The 17488-nt window shown below is 50.9% G+C and carries 14 protein-coding genes and 1 tRNA gene; all 15 read right to left on the bottom strand.

Translation table 11 applies throughout. The annotated features are described in order from the left end of the window. Positions 1–14: 14 nt before the first annotated feature. Positions 15–2090 (bottom strand): elongation factor G, encoded by a 2076-nt coding sequence (gene fusA / locus PsWM33_RS13770; protein ID WP_063300622.1) that lies wholly within the window; start codon positions 2088–2090, stop codon positions 15–17. A gap of 24 nt (positions 2091–2114) precedes the next feature. Next, complete coding sequence (gene rpsG / locus PsWM33_RS13765; RefSeq protein ID WP_057464825.1) at positions 2115–2585, bottom strand: 30S ribosomal protein S7; 471 nt, start codon at positions 2583–2585, stop codon at positions 2115–2117. 16 nt (positions 2586–2601) lie between these two features. Continuing rightward, on the bottom strand, positions 2602–2973 hold the full coding sequence (gene rpsL / locus PsWM33_RS13760; protein ID WP_057464826.1) for a 30S ribosomal protein S12: 372 nt from the start codon (positions 2971–2973) through the stop codon (positions 2602–2604). Positions 2974–3554: 581 nt separating this feature from the next. Next, positions 3555–4304 (bottom strand): SDR family oxidoreductase, encoded by a 750-nt coding sequence (locus PsWM33_RS13755; RefSeq protein WP_206599005.1) that lies wholly within the window; start codon positions 4302–4304, stop codon positions 3555–3557. Positions 4305–4514: 210 nt separating this feature from the next. Next, positions 4515–4817, bottom strand: coding sequence for a hypothetical protein (locus PsWM33_RS13750; protein WP_057464828.1), 303 nt, complete (start codon positions 4815–4817; stop codon positions 4515–4517). 222 nt (positions 4818–5039) lie between these two features. Further along, positions 5040–9242 (bottom strand): DNA-directed RNA polymerase subunit beta', encoded by a 4203-nt coding sequence (rpoC, locus tag PsWM33_RS13745; RefSeq protein ID WP_063289483.1) that lies wholly within the window; start codon positions 9240–9242, stop codon positions 5040–5042. A 101-nt stretch (positions 9243–9343) separates the two neighbouring features. Next, positions 9344–13486 carry a DNA-directed RNA polymerase subunit beta gene (gene rpoB, locus PsWM33_RS13740; protein WP_057464830.1) on the bottom strand — a complete coding sequence of 1381 codons (4143 nt, stop codon included), beginning with the start codon at positions 13484–13486 and terminating at the stop codon, positions 9344–9346. A gap of 202 nt (positions 13487–13688) precedes the next feature. After that, positions 13689–14057, bottom strand: a complete 369-nt coding sequence (rplL, locus tag PsWM33_RS13735) for a 50S ribosomal protein L7/L12 (RefSeq protein WP_063289484.1) — start codon at positions 14055–14057, stop codon at positions 13689–13691. 60 nt (positions 14058–14117) lie between these two features. Further along, a complete protein-coding gene (rplJ, locus tag PsWM33_RS13730) occupies positions 14118–14636 on the bottom strand; it encodes a 50S ribosomal protein L10 (RefSeq protein WP_063289485.1) in 519 nt (172 codons plus the stop codon). 341 nt (positions 14637–14977) lie between these two features. Beyond that, positions 14978–15673, bottom strand: coding sequence for a 50S ribosomal protein L1 (gene rplA / locus PsWM33_RS13725; protein ID WP_063297947.1), 696 nt, complete (start codon positions 15671–15673; stop codon positions 14978–14980). Positions 15674–15679: 6 nt separating this feature from the next. Next, positions 15680–16108: a 50S ribosomal protein L11 gene (rplK, locus tag PsWM33_RS13720; protein WP_057464834.1), complete on the bottom strand. Its 429-nt coding sequence runs from the start codon at positions 16106–16108 to the stop codon at positions 15680–15682. Between the two features lie 121 nt (positions 16109–16229). Further along, positions 16230–16763 carry a transcription termination/antitermination protein NusG gene (gene nusG / locus PsWM33_RS13715; RefSeq protein ID WP_057464835.1) on the bottom strand — a complete coding sequence of 178 codons (534 nt, stop codon included), beginning with the start codon at positions 16761–16763 and terminating at the stop codon, positions 16230–16232. Between the two features lie 39 nt (positions 16764–16802). Then, a complete protein-coding gene (gene secE / locus PsWM33_RS13710; RefSeq protein ID WP_057464836.1) occupies positions 16803–16994 on the bottom strand; it encodes a preprotein translocase subunit SecE in 192 nt (63 codons plus the stop codon). A 119-nt stretch (positions 16995–17113) separates the two neighbouring features. Further along, positions 17114–17189 (bottom strand) — tRNA-Trp (locus PsWM33_RS13705). Positions 17190–17300: 111 nt separating this feature from the next. Continuing rightward, a partial coding sequence (locus tag PsWM33_RS13700; RefSeq protein WP_446737451.1) for an EF-Tu C-terminal domain-related protein occupies positions 17301–17488 on the bottom strand: 188 nt, incomplete at its 5' end.

The following is a 17488-nucleotide window of genomic DNA, read 5'->3' as shown; positions in this document are numbered from 1 at the left end:
TGGTCTAATGAGGTTTAGGCGTATTTCGCCATAACCTCGTCAGCAACAGCCTGCGGGACTTGGTCGTAATGATCGAACACCATGGAATACTGCGCACGTCCTTGGGACATGGAACGCAAGTTGTTCACGTAACCAAACATGTTGGCCAGCGGAACCATAGCAGTGATAACGGTCACGACACCGCGGTTTTCGGTACCGGCGATTTGTCCACGACGGGAATTCAAATCACCAATCACGTCACCCATATAGTCTTCTGGAGTGACAACCTCAACCTTCATGATAGGTTCCAGAAGCTTTGGACCTGCTTTAGCCACAGCTTCGCGGAAACCAGCACGACCTGCGATCTCAAATGCGAGCACAGACGAGTCAACATCATGGTAAGCACCGTCAGTGAGGGTAGCTTTAATGTCGACCATCGGGAAGCCAGCAAGTGGACCAGAGGACATGACGGATTCGATACCTTTGGATACACCAGGGATGTATTCCTTAGGAACGTTACCGCCAACAATCGTGTTAGCAAACTCAAAACCTTCACCAACAACATTTGGCTCGATAGAGAGTTTGATGCGAGCAAACTGACCAGTACCACCGGACTGCTTCTTGTGGGTATAATCCACGTCAGCAGACTTGGTAATGGTTTCACGGTAAGCAACCTGAGGTGCACCGATGTTTGCTTCAACCTTGAATTCACGCTTCATGCGATCAACAAGGATGTCCAGGTGAAGTTCGCCCATACCAGCAATGATTGTCTGGCCGGACTCTTCATCTGTCTTCACGCGGAAGGACGGATCCTCAGCAGCCAGGCGGTTCAGGGCAAGGCCCATCTTTTCCTGGTCACCTTTGGTTTTAGGCTCAACAGCGATCTCGATAACCGGATCCGGGAACTCCATGCGTTCCAGAATAACAGGCTTCAGAGGATCACAAAGCGTATCACCAGTGGTCGTGTCCTTCAGGCCTGCGATAGCCACAATGTCGCCTGCATAGGCTACATCAATGTCATCGCGGGAATTTGAGTGCATCTGCATCATGCGACCAACGCGTTCGCGCTTGCCCTTAACAGTATTCAGCACGGATGAACCTTTAGACAGCACACCAGAGTAAATACGTGCGAAGGTCAAAGAACCAACGAACGGATCGTTCATGATTTTAAATGCGAGCATACCAAGCGGCTCTTCATCAGAAGATTCGCGAGTGGTTTCTTCTTCAGTCTTAGCGTCGATACCTTTAATCGCCGGCACTTCAACCGGGTTAGGAAGGTAATCTACAACAGCGTCAAGAAGAGGCTGAACGCCTTTGTTCTTGAATGCTGTACCGCACAATACTGGAACGAAGTTGCCAGCAATGGTACCCTTACGAATAAGCTCTTGAAGCTTTTCGTTGGATGGCATTTCGCCTTCCAAGTATGCTTCAGTAGCTTCTTCTTCTACTTCTACAGCGATCTCGATCAATTTTTCGCGGTATTCAGCAGCTTGGTCAGCGAGATCTTCTGGAATATCCAGCTCATCCCAGCTTGCTCCAAGAGCCTCACCGTTCCAAACCAATGCTTTCATCTTCAGCAGATCGATAACACCAGCAAATTCGCTTTCAGCGCCGATAGGCAGCTGAACACAAGCTGGGGTTGCGCCAAGACGTTTCTCGATCATTTCTACACAGCGGAAGAAATCAGCACCGAGTTTGTCCATCTTGTTGACGAAGATCATGCGTGGAACGTTGTACTTATCAGCCTGACGCCATACGGTCTCAGTCTGAGGTTCAACACCAGCATTCGCATCGAGAAGTGCAACTGCACCATCAAGAACACGCAGGGAGCGTTCAACTTCAATCGTGAAGTCAACGTGACCTGGAGTGTCAATGATGTTCAGACGCTTACCGTTCCAGTGGGCAGTCGTAGCAGCTGAAGTAATGGTAATACCACGCTCCTGTTCCTGCTCCATCCAGTCCATGGTAGCTGCACCATCATGAACTTCACCGATTTTATGGGACTTACCAGTGTAATACAGAATACGTTCTGTAGTGGTCGTCTTACCAGCATCGATGTGAGCCATGATACCGAAGTTACGGTAGTCCTCGATTTTGTGCGTACGTGACATAGCGTCAGCCTCTATCCAGGGTGATTACCAACGGTAGTGCGAGAATGCACGGTTAGCTTCAGCCATCCGGTGAGTATCTTCGCGCTTCTTAACGGAGTTACCACGGCCATTCGCAGCATCCAGCAGTTCACCGGACAGACGACCAACCATTGTGGTTTCGTTACGACCGCGAGCTGCAGAAATCAGCCAGCGGATAGCAAGTGCCTGACGACGCTCTGTACGAACTTCGACTGGAACCTGATAAGTTGCACCACCAACACGACGGGAGCGAACTTCAACCTGTGGCATAACGTTTTCGAGCGCCTGATGGAACATCTCGAGTGGGCTAGCCTTAGCCTTAGATTCGATCGCATCGAATGCACCGTATACGATGCGTTCTGCGGTGGATTTTTTACCATCGAGCATTACTGCGTTCATGAACTTAGTAACGACGATATCTCCGAACTTAGGATCCGGAATAACTTGACGCTTTTCAGCGGCGTGACGGCGGGACATATCGGTCTATATCCTATTATTTCGGACGCTTAGCGCCATACTTGGAACGACGCTGTTTACGATCTTTAACACCCTGGGTGTCAAGAACGCCACGGATGATGTGGTAACGAACACCAGGCAAATCCTTTACACGACCACCACGGATCATGACAACGGAGTGCTCTTGGAGGTTATGACCTTCACCCGGGATATAACCAATAACTTCAAAGCCATTGGTCAAACGGATTTTTGCCACTTTACGAAGCGCTGAGTTAGGCTTCTTAGGAGTGGTTGTATATACGCGAGTACACACGCCGCGCTTCTGCGGGCACGCTTCCATCGCTGGAACTTTGTTCCGCTTCGCCGGCACTGTACGCGGCTTACGGATCAACTGGTTGATCGTTGGCATAATTTGCCCTTTAACTACTTTTGCTCTTCGACCGGACGCAGTTTCTGGTAGACATACGCATGCGCACCAAATCCACGAACGATTATTCGTGAAGGGCACCGCGAAACCAGAGGACCACGGACGGATCCGCGGTCTTGCATTCGACTTGTATTCGCCTTTGAACCCGACAACGTTTAAGCTTCAGTACTCCGAGGCGAGGCGCCTCAGGAGAAGGACATTGCTTACTGCTTGCCATAAGGTTGCCGGAACCTACTCATCAGGACACTGTTCGTCAAGTCCCTTCCAAGAGATTCTTGGCCCCAGACTCTTAGATTCATACGGTGTATCCCAAGATTCGCGTAGATTCAGCAATTTCCTCGCGGAAGACGTCAAAATTTGGAGGCGCTTAAGTGTTCATTGCAGTTTGACTCTGAAGATTAAAAGGAAGTTAAGCACATCCCTACTCTGACTCATCGTCATTTCCGCAGGTCATTTGATTCTTACAGCTTTAACTCAAATTCAATTACGCCCCTTAAGTGCAAATACTGCCACAGGGCGAAGGCACGTCGTCGCCTCAAGTCTCAAGCACCCAACACACCCAGTTAGGGAGCAAGGCCGCCGGCAACCGTCAGTGTCGTCCCACTCACGAATCCTGCCCCGGATGATCCCAGCCAGACAGCAGCCTCTGCAATATCTGAAGGCTCGGCTATACGACCAAGAGGTGTTGCAGCAGCAACAAGTGCCGGGCGATCAGGATTTCCCTCCCGCTGGTGCATGTCGGTCGCAGTTGTTCCCACACGGATCGCATTCACCCGAATACCGAGGGGCCCAAACTCTTTACCCGCACCAACCGTCAATGTTTCCACTGCACCTTTTGAAGCGGCATAGTGAACATACTCCCCTGGGCTCCCCATCATGGCGGCAATCGAAGACATATTTACAATCGCACCACCAGAACCACCTTGGTCAGTCCTCATGCGTTTAGCTGCTTCTTGCATGCAATAGATCATGCCGAACACATTGGTTTGAAAAGTCGAAACCAACGCCGAGCTATCCAAGTCTACCAAGGAAGACGCCCCTCCTATGATGCCAGCATTGTTCACGAGGCAAGTGATCGGCCCGAGGCTATCATCACAAATGACAAACATCTGACGCACGGCTTCAAGATCAGCAACATCCGCAGCAACAGCAATCGAGCGAACGCCAACCTCCTTGCATCGCCGGACAGTCTCACCAGCTCCAGCCTCATCAAAATGATAGTTCACACAGACATCATATCCGGCCTTGGCAAAAGCAACGGCGGTGGCTTGACCAATGCCCTTGCTGGCACCTGTTACCAATACAGTCTTCAAAGTAGCATTCCCCAAGAACGTTCGCTCCATTTAACTCTGGCTTCAAGTGCAAAGCCGACAGATCACTGTACTCACAAGTCGGGCAAAGGTCGCTACATATTTGAAGCGTCCCAGCAGAGAGGCATTTACACCTCCCCTCTCCCCAAACGCAAAAAAGGAGAGGTCACCCTCTCCTTTCCAAAATCCAAAATCGGATCATCAGTTCAATTTTTAGAACGTGATCACTGAAACATTGCCTGCCAGTGCGTCTTTATAAGGCTGAACGAAGAACTCTTCCTCCGGTGTTTCCGTGATGTATCCCAGCTGATCAAGAGCTGCATCCACGAAACCTTGTTCGCCCAACGCTTCAACGGCACGGCGAACTGCACCATCGTCATCAGGCGCGGTCACCATTACGTGGAACGGAAGACCATCTTCTTCTTCACCGTCTTCCTCTTTCCAGGCACGGCCCATAATCAGGTAGACAACTGGAGGGGTGTCATCACCATTTTCTTCTTCAATCTGATCAGACATTTTATTTCCTTCATCACGCACCCACTCAGTCCAGCCCGACCGAAAGGATGCGTTTCAATTCAAACACCAGACGTATCCGCCAAGGGGCCTCAGCTTCCAAAGTCAGATACGCGTCTTTCTTGTTAGTGGCAGGTCAGCAGGTCACCCACAAGCAACCATCCGCCATAAACGGAAAAGCCGCCCCGAAGGGCGGCTTGACCTCAATTTAGATTTTGCAGCTCACTAGAACTGACCGTCACGGCTGAAATCTTCAAGCATGGAGTCCGCAGTGCCAGCAGTAGAAGCTGAACGGCGAGCGTCCTGGATGAGATCATCACGCAGTGTCGCAATCTTACGAGTGCGGTTCATCGCCCCGCCTGTACCCGCTGGGATCAGACGACCAACAATCACGTTCTCTTTCAGACCGTCCAGTGGATCGATCTTGCCGAAGACAGCTGCTTCAGTCAGAACACGCGTTGTTTCCTGGAACGATGCAGCAGAGAAGAACGAACGAGTCTGCAAGCTTGCCTTCGTGATACCCAGAAGAACTGGAACACCCTTGGCAGGATCACGTGCATTATCAATCGCACGCTGGTTAGCTGCATCAAATTCGATCTTATCGACCTGCTCACCAGAGAAGTACTCTGTTTCGCCCGGATCAGTTATCTCAACCTTCTGGAGCATCTGACGAACAATCACTTCGATGTGCTTGTCGTTAATGCCCACGCCCTGCAGACGATAAACTTCCTGGATCTCGTTAACGAGGAAGGCAGCCAGTGCCTCTACGCCCTTAATCGCAAGAATGTCATGCGGTGCCGGGTTACCATCAACAAGGTATTCACCCTTCTCGATAGTGTCCCCTTCCTGCAGGTGGAAGTGCTTGTTCTTCTGGATGAGGTACTCAACAGGCTCCAGGCTCTCATCGGTAGGATCGATGATGATGCGGCGCTTGTTTTTGTAATCTCGGCCAAAGCGGATCGTACCGTCAAGCTCAGCGATAATCGCGTGATCTTTCGGACGACGTGCTTCGAACAGTTCTGCAACACGAGGCAGACCACCGGTGATGTCTTTCGTTTTTGCAGATTCCAGAGGAATACGTGCAAGAACGTCACCAGCAGAAACCATGTCACCTGGCTGTACGGACAGAATAGCGTCAACGGAAAGCAGGGAACGAGCATCGCCACCGCGAGCCAGTTTCTTGATCTTACCGCTATCGTCCTGAATAACCATCGCAGGCTTCAGATCAGCACCACGTTGAGAAGAACGCCAGTCGATAACAACACGCTTGGTGATACCGGTCGCTTCATCAGCAGTTTCCTGCATGGAAGAACCATCCACCAGATCTTCAAAGCCAACACGACCGGAAAGTTCTGTCAGGATCGGACGAGTGTACGGATCCCATTCAGAAATACGATCACCGCGCTTAATGACGTCACCTTCGTCAACGAAGATTTTACCACCGTAAGTCAGACGATGCGTAGAACGCTCATTACCGTCACTATCTACGATAATGATGGACATGTTACGTGCCATAACAATGTTGTTGCCATCGGAGTCGCGAACCACATTGCGGTTGCGCATCTTCACGGTGCCTTCAAAGTTGGATTCAATGAAGGAGCTATCAACAACCTGTGCCGTACCACCAATGTGGAACGTACGCATGGTCAACTGAGTACCAGGCTCACCAATAGACTGCGCAGCAATAACACCAACAGCCTCACCGATGTTCACCGGAGTACCACGTGCAAGGTCACGGCCATAACAGGTCGCACATACACCAGTCTTGGTTTCACAAGTCAGCACGGAGCGGATCTTGACCATCTGGACCTTGGCAGCTTCAAGAAGCTCCACGTCCTTCTCGTCAATCATACGTCCCTTAGGAACGAGCACTTCGCCAGTCTTGTTGTTGCGGATGTCTTCAGCCGCAGTACGGCCAAGCACACGCATACCAAGGGTCGCGATCACGTTACCAGCATCAACGATTGGCTGAACGGTAATGCCACCAGTGGAACCACAGTCAACTTCAAGAATGATGCTGTCCTGTGCAACGTCCACGAGACGACGTGTCAGGTAACCGGAGTTCGCAGTTTTCAACGCCGTATCGGCAAGACCCTTACGGGCACCGTGGGTGGAGTTGAAGTACTCGAGAACCGACAAACCTTCTTTAAAGTTCGCGATAATCGGGTTTTCGATGATGGAACCATCTGGTTTCGCCATCAAACCGCGCATACCGCCGAGCTGCTTCATCTGCGCTGGAGAACCACGCGCACCGGAGTGAGCCATCATGTAAACAGAGTTCATCTGTTTCTGACGACCTGTGTCCTCTTCGAACTCGGTCGCAGAGATGCGGCCCATCATTTCATCAGCGACTTTGTCAGTACACTTCGCCCAGGCGTCAACAACCTTGTTGTACTTCTCGCCCTGAGTGATCAGACCGTCGTTGTACTGCTGTTCGTATTCAGTCACCAAAGTGGTGGTGCTTTCAACGAGTGTCGCCTTGGCATCAGGGATAACCATGTCATCCTTACCGAAGGAGATACCAGCACGACATGCGTTTTTGAAGCCAAGCTGCATAACGCGGTCACAGAAGATAACGGTCTCTTTCTGGCCACAAGCACGATAAACCGTATCGATCATCTTGGAGATGTCTTTTTTGGTCATCAGCTTGTTACAGGCGTCGAACGGTACTTCGAAGTGCTTCGGCAGCAGCTCTGCAATCATCAGACGACCAGGAGTGGTCTCATGGATTTCAGAGGTTGGATTGCCCAGCTCATCAACAGACTTGAAGCGGCCACGGATCTTGGAGTGAACAGTAATAACACCGTTTTCCAGCGCGTGGTGCAACTCACCCATGTTACCGAAGGCCATGCCTTCACCTGGCTCACCATCTGCCATAATGGACAGGTAGTAGAGACCAAGAACAATATCCTGGGACGGTACGATGATCGGACCACCGTTCGCCGGGTGCAGGATGTTGTTGGTGGACATCATGAGAGTACGGGCTTCAAGCTGCGCTTCCAGAGAAAGCGGAACGTGAACAGCCATCTGGTCACCATCGAAGTCAGCGTTAAACGCGGAACAAACGAGTGGGTGCAGCTGGATAGCCTTACCTTCAATCAGGGTAGGCTCAAAAGCCTGGATACCAAGACGGTGAAGCGTAGGCGCACGGTTCAGAAGAACCGGGTGCTCGCGGATCACTTCATCAAGGATATCCCAAACTTCCGGACGCTCTTTTTCAACGAGCTTCTTCGCCTGTTTAACAGTGGAAGAATAACCCTTTGCATCGAGGCGGGAGTAGATGAACGGCTTGAACAGCTCAAGCGCCATCTTCTTCGGCAGACCACATTGGTGCAGCTTCAGTTCAGGACCCACAGTAATAACGGAGCGACCGGAGTAATCCACGCGCTTACCGAGAAGGTTCTGACGGAAACGACCCTGCTTACCCTTCAGCATATCTGAAAGGGACTTCAAAGGACGTTTGTTAGCACCCTGGATCACACGACCACGACGACCATTATCGAACAGCGCATCTACAGATTCCTGCAGCATACGTTTTTCGTTACGAATAATGATGTCAGGCGCTTTAAGCTCGATCAGACGCTTCAGACGGTTGTTACGGTTGATCACACGACGATAAAGATCGTTGAGGTCAGACGTAGCAAAACGGCCACCATCCAATGGAACCAGCGGACGCAGATCTGGTGGGATCACAGGAACAACGGTCAGGATCATCCATTCAGGACGGTTTCCGGACTCGATGAACGCCTCAACAACCTTCAAGCGCTTCGCCAGTTTCTTAGGCTTCAGCTCTGTGGTTGCTTCTGCAATTTCCTGACGGATCTTTTCAGATTCACGCTGCAGATCCATGCTGGCAAGGATCTCACGAATCGCTTCAGCACCAATCATAGCAGTGAAGCTGTCTTCACCATATTCGTCCTGAGCGGCAACAAACTCTTCTTCCGAAAGCAGCTGACGCAGCTTCATAGGAGTAAGGCCCGGCTCAATAACAACGTAGTTCTCAAAGTACAGGATGCGCTCAAGATCCTTAAGCGTCATATCCAACAGCATGCCGATACGGGATGGCAGCGACTTCAGGAACCAGATATGCGCAACAGGAGCAGCAAGCTCAATGTGGCCCATACGTTCACGGCGTACACGGGACAAGGTGACTTCAACGCCACACTTCTCACAGATAACGCCTTTATATTTCATGCGCTTATACTTACCGCACAAGCACTCATAGTCCTTGATAGGACCGAAAATCCGAGCACAGAACAGCCCGTCGCGCTCTGGCTTGAAAGTTCTGTAGTTGATCGTCTCCGGCTTTTTGATCTCACCGAACGACCAGGACAGAATTTTCTCCGGGCTGGCGATCGAGATGCGGATATGATCGAAGGTCTGTGCGGGAGCCTGTTGATTGAACAGGTTCATGACCTCTTGCGACATCAGCTCTCTCCTAAAATGCGCAGGTCGGGGAGCGTGCTAATAAGCAGGCTCCCCTCTTCCGGCATGAATACATGACTTACAGCGAAATACCTTGAAAGGTCTTATTCCGCGGCATCGATTGCTTCAGCGTCATCATTGGCTTTCTGACGCGGTTCCTTATCCTGCAACTCGACATTGAGGCCCAGGGAACGCATTTCCTTGACGAGAACGTTAAAGCTCTCAGGAATACCCGCCTCAAATGTGTCGTCACCCCGGACGATAGCTTCATAAACCTTGGTACGACCTGCCACGTCATCAGACTTAACAGTGAGCATTTCCTGCAAGGTGTACGCTGCGCCATAAGCTTCAAGCGCCCACACTTCCATCTCACCGAAGCGCTGACCACCGAACTGCGCCTTACCACCCAGCGGCTGCTGAGTAACAAGAGAGTAAGGTCCGATAGAACGCGCGTGGATCTTATCGTCAACCAAGTGGTGAAGCTTGAGCATGTAGATGTAACCCACAGTGACCTGACGGTCGAACTGTTCACCGGTACGTCCGTCATACAATGTAGACTGACCGGATGGTTTCATCTCAGCAATGTTCAGCATGTCAACAACGTCAGGTTCACGTGCACCATCAAAGACCGGAGTCGCGATGGAAACGCCATGACGCAGCTGCTCACCAAGTTTAGCAATACCTTCGTCGTCGTATTCCTGAACCGGCTCACCCTTGATGTTGTCGCCATAGATCTCAACGACCTTGCCACGAAGCTGCTCGATCTCGCCAGACTTACGATATTCGTCGTAAAGCTCGCCGATCTTCTGCCCCATGCCGGCACAAGCCCAGCCAAGGTGTGTTTCAAGAATCTGACCAACATTCATACGGGATGGAACGCCGAGTGGGTTCAGAACGATATCAACGTGTTGACCGTCATCCAGGAATGGCATGTCTTCACATGGGTTGATTTTGGAAACCACACCCTTGTTACCGTGACGACCAGCCATCTTATCACCAGGCTGAATCTTACGCTTAACCGCAACGAAGACCTTAACCATCTTCATCACGCCAGGTGGCAACTCATCACCACGCTGCAGCTTCTCAACCTTGTCGATGAAGCGCTGTTCCAGACGCTTACGGCTCTCATCATAAGAACCACGAAGCGCTTCCAGCTCGCTCATCAGCTGCTCGTCTTCGACAGCAAACTGCCACCACTGAGAACGTGGGAATTCGTTCAGAACGTTTCCGTCGATCTCAACACCCTTGCGGAAGTTCTTCGGACCACCAACAGTCACATGACCCATGATCATCTCAGCCAGACGGCCATAGACGTTACGGTCAAGAATTGCCTGTTCGTCGTCGCGGTCTTTCGCAAGACGTTCAATCTCTTCGCGCTCGATAGCCATTGCGCGTTCGTCTTTTTCAACGCCGTGGCGGTTGAATACACGAACTTCAACAACAGTACCGGATACACCTGGAGACAGACGCATGGATGTGTCGCGAACGTCAGAAGCTTTCTCACCGAAGATCGCACGCAGAAGTTTTTCTTCTGGTGTCATTGGGCTCTCGCCCTTTGGAGTGATCTTACCAACAAGAATGTCGCCTGGTTTCACCTCAGCACCAACATAAACAATGCCGGCTTCATCAAGGTTCTTCAGCGCTTCTTCAGAAACGTTAGGAATATCGCGAGTGATTTCCTCAGGGCCAAGCTTCGTATCACGCGCCATCACTTCGAATTCTTCGAGGTGGATGGAGGTGAAGACGTCATCGCGAACGATGCGCTCGGACAGCAGGATGGAATCCTCAAAGTTGTAGCCGTTCCAAGGCATGAACGCGACCATAACGTTACGGCCAAGCGCCAGATCACCCAGATCAGTCGAAGGACCGTCTGCAATGATATCGCCTTTACGAACCCGGTCACCTACGTTCACCAGCGGACGCTGGTTGATACAGGTATCCTGGTTGGAACGCTGGAACTTCATCAGGCGGTAGATATCTACGCCAGATTTGGAAGGATCCAGATCTTCAGTCGCACGAATAACGATACGTGTTGCATCAACCTGGTCAACCACACCGCCGCGACGTGCGCCAATAGCAGCGCCAGAGTCACGAGCAACGATTGGTTCCATACCGGTGCCAACAAATGGAGCCTGTGCACGAACGAGCGGCACAGCCTGACGCATCATGTTGGAACCCATCAGTGCGCGGTTCGCATCATCGTTCTCAAGGAACGGAATGAGCGAGGCTGCAACGGAAACCAGCTGTTTAGGAGACACATCCATCAGATCAACGCGATCAGAGGTGACCAAGATGTTTTCACCCGCATGACGACACTGAACCAGGTCGTTCACGAAGCTACCATCTTCGTTCATCTCAGCGTTCGCCTGAGAAACGTAGTACTTGCTCTCTTCCATAGCGGAGAGATAGACAACGTCTTTCGTCACAAGGCCATCAATAACACGGCGGTATGGGCTTTCAATAAAGCCATACTTGTTCACACGTGCAAAAGTTGCCAGTGAGTTGATCAGACCAATGTTCGGACCTTCCGGTGTTTCAATCGGGCAGATACGACCATAGTGTGTTGGGTGAACGTCACGAACCTCAAAGCCTGCGCGCTCACGGGTCAAACCACCAGGCCCAAGCGCTGAAAGACGACGCTTATGCGTCACTTCAGAGAGTGGGTTGGTCTGATCCATAAACTGAGACAGCTGGGAAGAACCGAAGAACTCACGTACAGCTGCTGCAGCAGGTTTTGCGTTGATCAGATCCTGAGGCATCACAGTGTCGATCTCAACGGAGCTCATACGCTCCTTGATCGCACGTTCCATGCGCAGCAGGCCAACACGGTACTGGTTTTCCATCAGTTCGCCAACGGAGCGAACACGACGGTTACCAAGGTTATCGATGTCATCGATTTCGCCGCGGCCATCACGAAGATTAAGCAGCAGGCTGATCACTGATAGGATATCGTCTTTACGCAGAACACGAACAGTATCTTCACACTCAAGGTCAAGACGCATGTTCATCTTCACGCGGCCAACCGCGGAAAGGTCGTAGCGCTCAGCATCGAAGAACAGAGACTGGAACATAGCCTCTGCAGTCTCAATGGTTGGCGGCTCACCAGGACGCATAACGCGGTAGATGTCAAACAGAGCACCTTCGCGGCCGTCATTCTTGTCAGCAGCCAGCGTGTTGCGGATGAAAGGACCAACGTTAACGTAGTCGATATCCAGAACAGGCAGATCGTGGTAGCCACGCTCGATCAACTCATGAAGAAGCTTTTCAGTCAGCTCTTCACCAGCTTCAGCATATATCTCACCAGTACGCGTATCAACAATGTCTTCGGCAAGGTACTGGCCAAACAGATCATCATCAGTACCCTTAAGAGATTTAACACCCTTTTCAGTCAACTGACGGATTGTGCGAGCGGTAATTTTCTTACCAGCTTCAACAACCACTTCACCGCTGGCAGCATCAACCATATCGGCAGTTGCTTTAGTACCCTTAAGTCGAGCACCATCGAACGGTACGGACCAGCTGTTTTCGCCGTTACGTACGTAGTCGATACGGTTATAGAAGGTATTGAGAATCTCTTCGCTATCAAGACCAAGCGCCATCAACAAAGATGTCACAGGGATCTTACGACGGCGGTCGATACGTGCGTGGACAATGTCCTTAGCATCGAATTCGATATCGAGCCATGAACCACGGTAAGGGATCACACGTGCAGCAAACAGAAGTTTACCGGAAGAGTGGGTCTTACCTTTGTCATGGTCAAAGAATACACCCGGGGAACGGTGCATCTGAGACACGATAACGCGTTCTGTACCATTGATCACAAAGGTACCGTTATCGGTCATGAACGGAATATCGCCCATGTAGACATCTTGTTCTTTGATGTCTTTAACCGATTTTGCGCCAGTATCTTCATCCACATCAAACACGATGAGGCGAAGCGTAAGCTTCAGTGGCGCAGCGTAAGTCATATCACGCTGGCGGCACTCTTCCACATCATACTTTGGTGCTTCGAATTCGTAATCTACGAATTCAAGAAGGGAATTGCCTGCAAAATCCGAAATGGGGAATACGGACTTAAATACGGCCTCTAGGCCTTCGTCAACGCGGTTATCTTCAACCTTATCAACTTGCAAGAATTGGTCATAAGACGCCTTCTGCACTTCGATAAGGTTTGGCATAGCCGCTACATCGCGGATGGATCCGAAGTATTTACGGACCCGCTTGCGACCGTTGAACGTCTGCGTCATTGTCGCTCCTCGTATCACTCAAGGTGACGGTTCAGAAAAACGACGCCCTGCATGGCAGAAAACGTAGCTTCTCAGAACCGTCCACAATAGGGCGCTGTTCAGGCACCCTCCCCCGTTGGGACGTTTACCCCGGCCGGGAAACCCGCCAGGGTACGGAAAAGGTCCCGGATTACTCCGGGACCAATATCTGAAGAACTCAGGATTACTTGAGTTCTACTTTTGCACCAGCTTCTTCGAGCTTCTTTTTCAGCTCAGCAGCTTCGTCTTTAGAAACTGCTTCTTTAACAGCTTTTGGAGCGCCTTCTACGAGCTCTTTAGCTTCTTTCAGGCCAAGACCCGTGATCGCACGCACTTCTTTGATCACGTTGATTTTCTTCGCGCCAGCATCAGCCAGGATCACGTCGAATTCAGTCTGTTCTTCAGCAGCTTCAGCAGCTGGACCAGCAGCAGCAACAGCTACAGGAGCAGCAGCAGATACGCCCCACTCTTCTTCGAGCAGCTTGGAAAGCTCAGCAGCTTCCATAACGGTCAGTGCGGAGAGTTCTTCTACGATCTTTGAGAGATCAGCCATTTTTCAGTACCTTGTTGTTCGAACCGTTTTCGGTTTTGACAAAAATTATGTGGTTCCGCCTTACGCGGCTTGGTCCTTCTCGGCGTACGCATTGAAGACGCGAGCAAGTTGCCCGGCCGGTGCGCTCGTAACCATGGCCATACGGGTCGCTGGGGTCTGAAGCATACCCACCAGCTTGCCACGAAGCTCGTCCAGAGACGGCATCGCTGCCAGTGCTTTAACACCAGCAGTATCCAGGTTAGTTGAACCAAGAGCACCACCAAGGATTACGAAATTTTCGTTAGCCTTAGCGAAATTAGCAGCAGCCTTAGGCGCAGCAACTGGATCGTCAGAGTAGACGATGACAGTTGGGCCTGTGAACAGGTCGCTGATATGCTCTAGTTCAGTGCCTTGAAGGGCAAGCTTGACAAGGCGGTTTTTAGCAACCTTTACGGTACCACCAGCTTCACGAGCATCAGCACGCAGCTGAGTCATCTGAGAAACTGAAAGGCCCGCATAGTGCGCAACAACTGCAACGCCAGTGTTCGACAACACTTCGTTGAAATCGCTGACGAACTTTTGCTTATCCGCTCTTTCCACTTGCCTTCTCCAGTTGGCAGCAATTCTCATTGCCGCCGGTTTGCCTTTGCCGCATCAAAGTTGGGCTAACCCAACCTCGACAACGACGATTAGGGTCCTGTCCCCTTACGCGCCGGAGAGACGCAGCAAGGCAATTTGGTTCGAACCGCAAGGTTGAATTGCATTTTGCATATCAACCAAATCAGTTCTTCTCCATCTATGCAGGCCTTTCTTATCAAAAACTTAAACCAACAAACGTTGGCACCTGCAGTCTCGGACAGGGATGCCGAAGGACCATAACAGTCTTTCAGCGGTAAAACCTCCCACATGAAAGCGGGAGGTAACTCTTATAGGCGAGGTGTTTACTCGGTAATAGAACCAAGATCAACCTTCACGCCAGGTCCCATCGTGGATGAAAGGGCTACGCGCTTAACGTACGTACCTTTTGCACCTGATGGCTTAGCTTTGATCACTGCATCAACGAACGCTTTCACGTTCTCTTCCAGCTTGGAAGCTTCAAAAGAAGCTTTGCCAACGCCAGCGTGAATGATACCAGCTTTTTCAACGCGGAACTGTACAGAACCACCTTTGGCGTCTTTAACAGCCTTGGTCACGTCAGGGGTCACAGTGCCAACCTTAGGGTTAGGCATCATGCCGCGAGGACCGAGAACTTTACCAAGACGACCAACGAGTGGCATCATGTCAGGAGTTGCGATGACGGTATCGAAGTTGATGGTACCGCCCTGAACTTCTTTAACCAGCTCTTCAGCACCAACAATGTCTGCGCCAGCAGCTTTTGCTTCATCAGCTTTCGCATCACGAGCAAATACAGCAACGCGTACAGTTTTACCGGTACCGTTTGGAAGAACACATGCACCACGAACCATCTGGTCTGCGTGACGTGGGTCAACACCAAGGTTGATTGCAACTTCGATGGTTTCGTCAAACTTGGCAGTGGAGCCAGACTTAACAACACCAAGAGCTTCGCTTACTGCGTACTCTTTGTTACGATCAATACCTTCGCGAGCAGCTTTAATGCGCTTACCTACTTTAGCCATGATACTTTACTCCGTAACTTCCAGACCCATGGAACGGGCGGAGCCTTCGATCATCAGCATTGCTGCTTCGATGTCGTTAGCGTTGAGATCTTTCATCTTAGCTTCTGCGATTTCACGAACCTGAGCTTTAGTCACGGACGCGATGGTACCGCGACCAGCAGTTGCTGAGCCAGATTTGACTTTCGCAGCTTTCTTAAGGAAGAAAGAAGCCGGAGCTGTCTTAACTTCAAAAGTGAAAGACTTATCGGAGTAATAAGTAATGATGGTTGGGCAAGGAGCACCTTTCTCAACATCCTGGGTCTTAGCGTTAAACGCCTTACAGAATTCCATGATGTTCAGCCCGCGCTGACCCAGCGCAGGACCAATTGGTGGGGATGGTGTAGCAGAACCTGCTGGCACCTGAAGCTTTAAGTAGCCGTCAATCTTTTTCGCCATAATTCTCTCCAGAATGGATCTGTGAAATCACGCTTAGCGCATTTCACTGGATAAGAGAGCGGGCGGTCTGGCTTCCAGCACACCGACGAAAGTGCGCTTCACCTGCCGCCCCATCCCGGACTTAACCGACTTTGTCGACCTGTCCGTATTCAAGTTCAACCGGGGTAGCCCGGCCGAAGATGGACACTGTCACTTTCAGACGTGCCCGTTCCTCATCGACTTCCTCGACGAGACCAGAGAAGGAAGCAAACGGGCCATCGCTGACGCGAACCTGTTCACCAACTTCAAAGCTGACAGAAGGTTTCGGAGCTTCGACACCTTCCTGAACCTGATTAAGAATACGCTGCGCTTCAGCCTCAGAGATCGGCATCGGCTTCTTGTCGTTACCGAGGAAGCCAGAAACTTTCGGCGTATCGTTGATCAGGTGATAAGCATCGTCGCTCATCTCCATCTTCACCAGAACGTATCCTGGGAAGAACTTACGCTCAGCATCAACTTTGCGACCGCGACGTACCTCTACGAATTTCTCGGTCGGAACCAGAACTTCGTCAAATGAATCTTCAAGACCCTGCTGCTGAGCTCTTTCTTTAATCGCTTCAGCAACTTTACGCTCGAAGTTCGAATAAGCGTGCACAATATACCAGCGCTTAGCCATCTTAAATCCTGTTCCTACTAGAAATGCCTGTAAGGCTATTTAGAAGCCAAGCAGTAAACTGATACCCCAGCTCATCAGCTGGTCAGCAGCAAGAAAGAACATCGCCGCCAGGAAAACCATCACGAAGACCATCAAGGTGGTCACGCCAGTTTCCTTACGCGTCGGCCAAGTTACCTTCGCAGTTTCAGAACGAACTTGCTGGATAAATGTAAAAGGATTGGTTTTTGCCATCCGGTCCCGGCCCATTACACGACAGGTGGGCGCGTAGATTCTTCCACGCACCCTATCCCTGAAAAACTCTTCATATGCCACCAACTTCGATTAATCAAGATTTTTCTCAACCAAAGAGATGGCAGGGGCAGCAGGGCTCGAACCCGCGACCTACGGTTTTGGAGACCGTCGCTCTACCAACTGAGCTATACCCCTACAAAGTCCCAAGCATGGGACAAAACCTTTTTCCGACCAATAATCAACTCACTGGAAGGAACCGTACCGCAATAACCACCGCGGTACGATATGTAAAGACTTTAAAAGCCTTTATTCGATGATTTCTGCTACCACACCAGCGCCGACGGTACGACCGCCTTCACGGATAGCGAAACGAAGACCATCTTCCATAGCGATCGGAACGATCAGCTCAACAGAGACTGCAACGTTATCACCAGGCATCACCATTTCTGTGCCCTCTGGCAGAGAAACAACACCAGTCACGTCAGTCGTACGGA

This window comes from Pseudovibrio sp. WM33 (assembly GCF_001623165.1).
In the GTDB taxonomy this organism is placed as follows: Bacteria; Pseudomonadota; Alphaproteobacteria; order Rhizobiales; family Stappiaceae; genus Pseudovibrio.
This window is presented reverse-complemented; position numbering and strand designations above follow the sequence as displayed.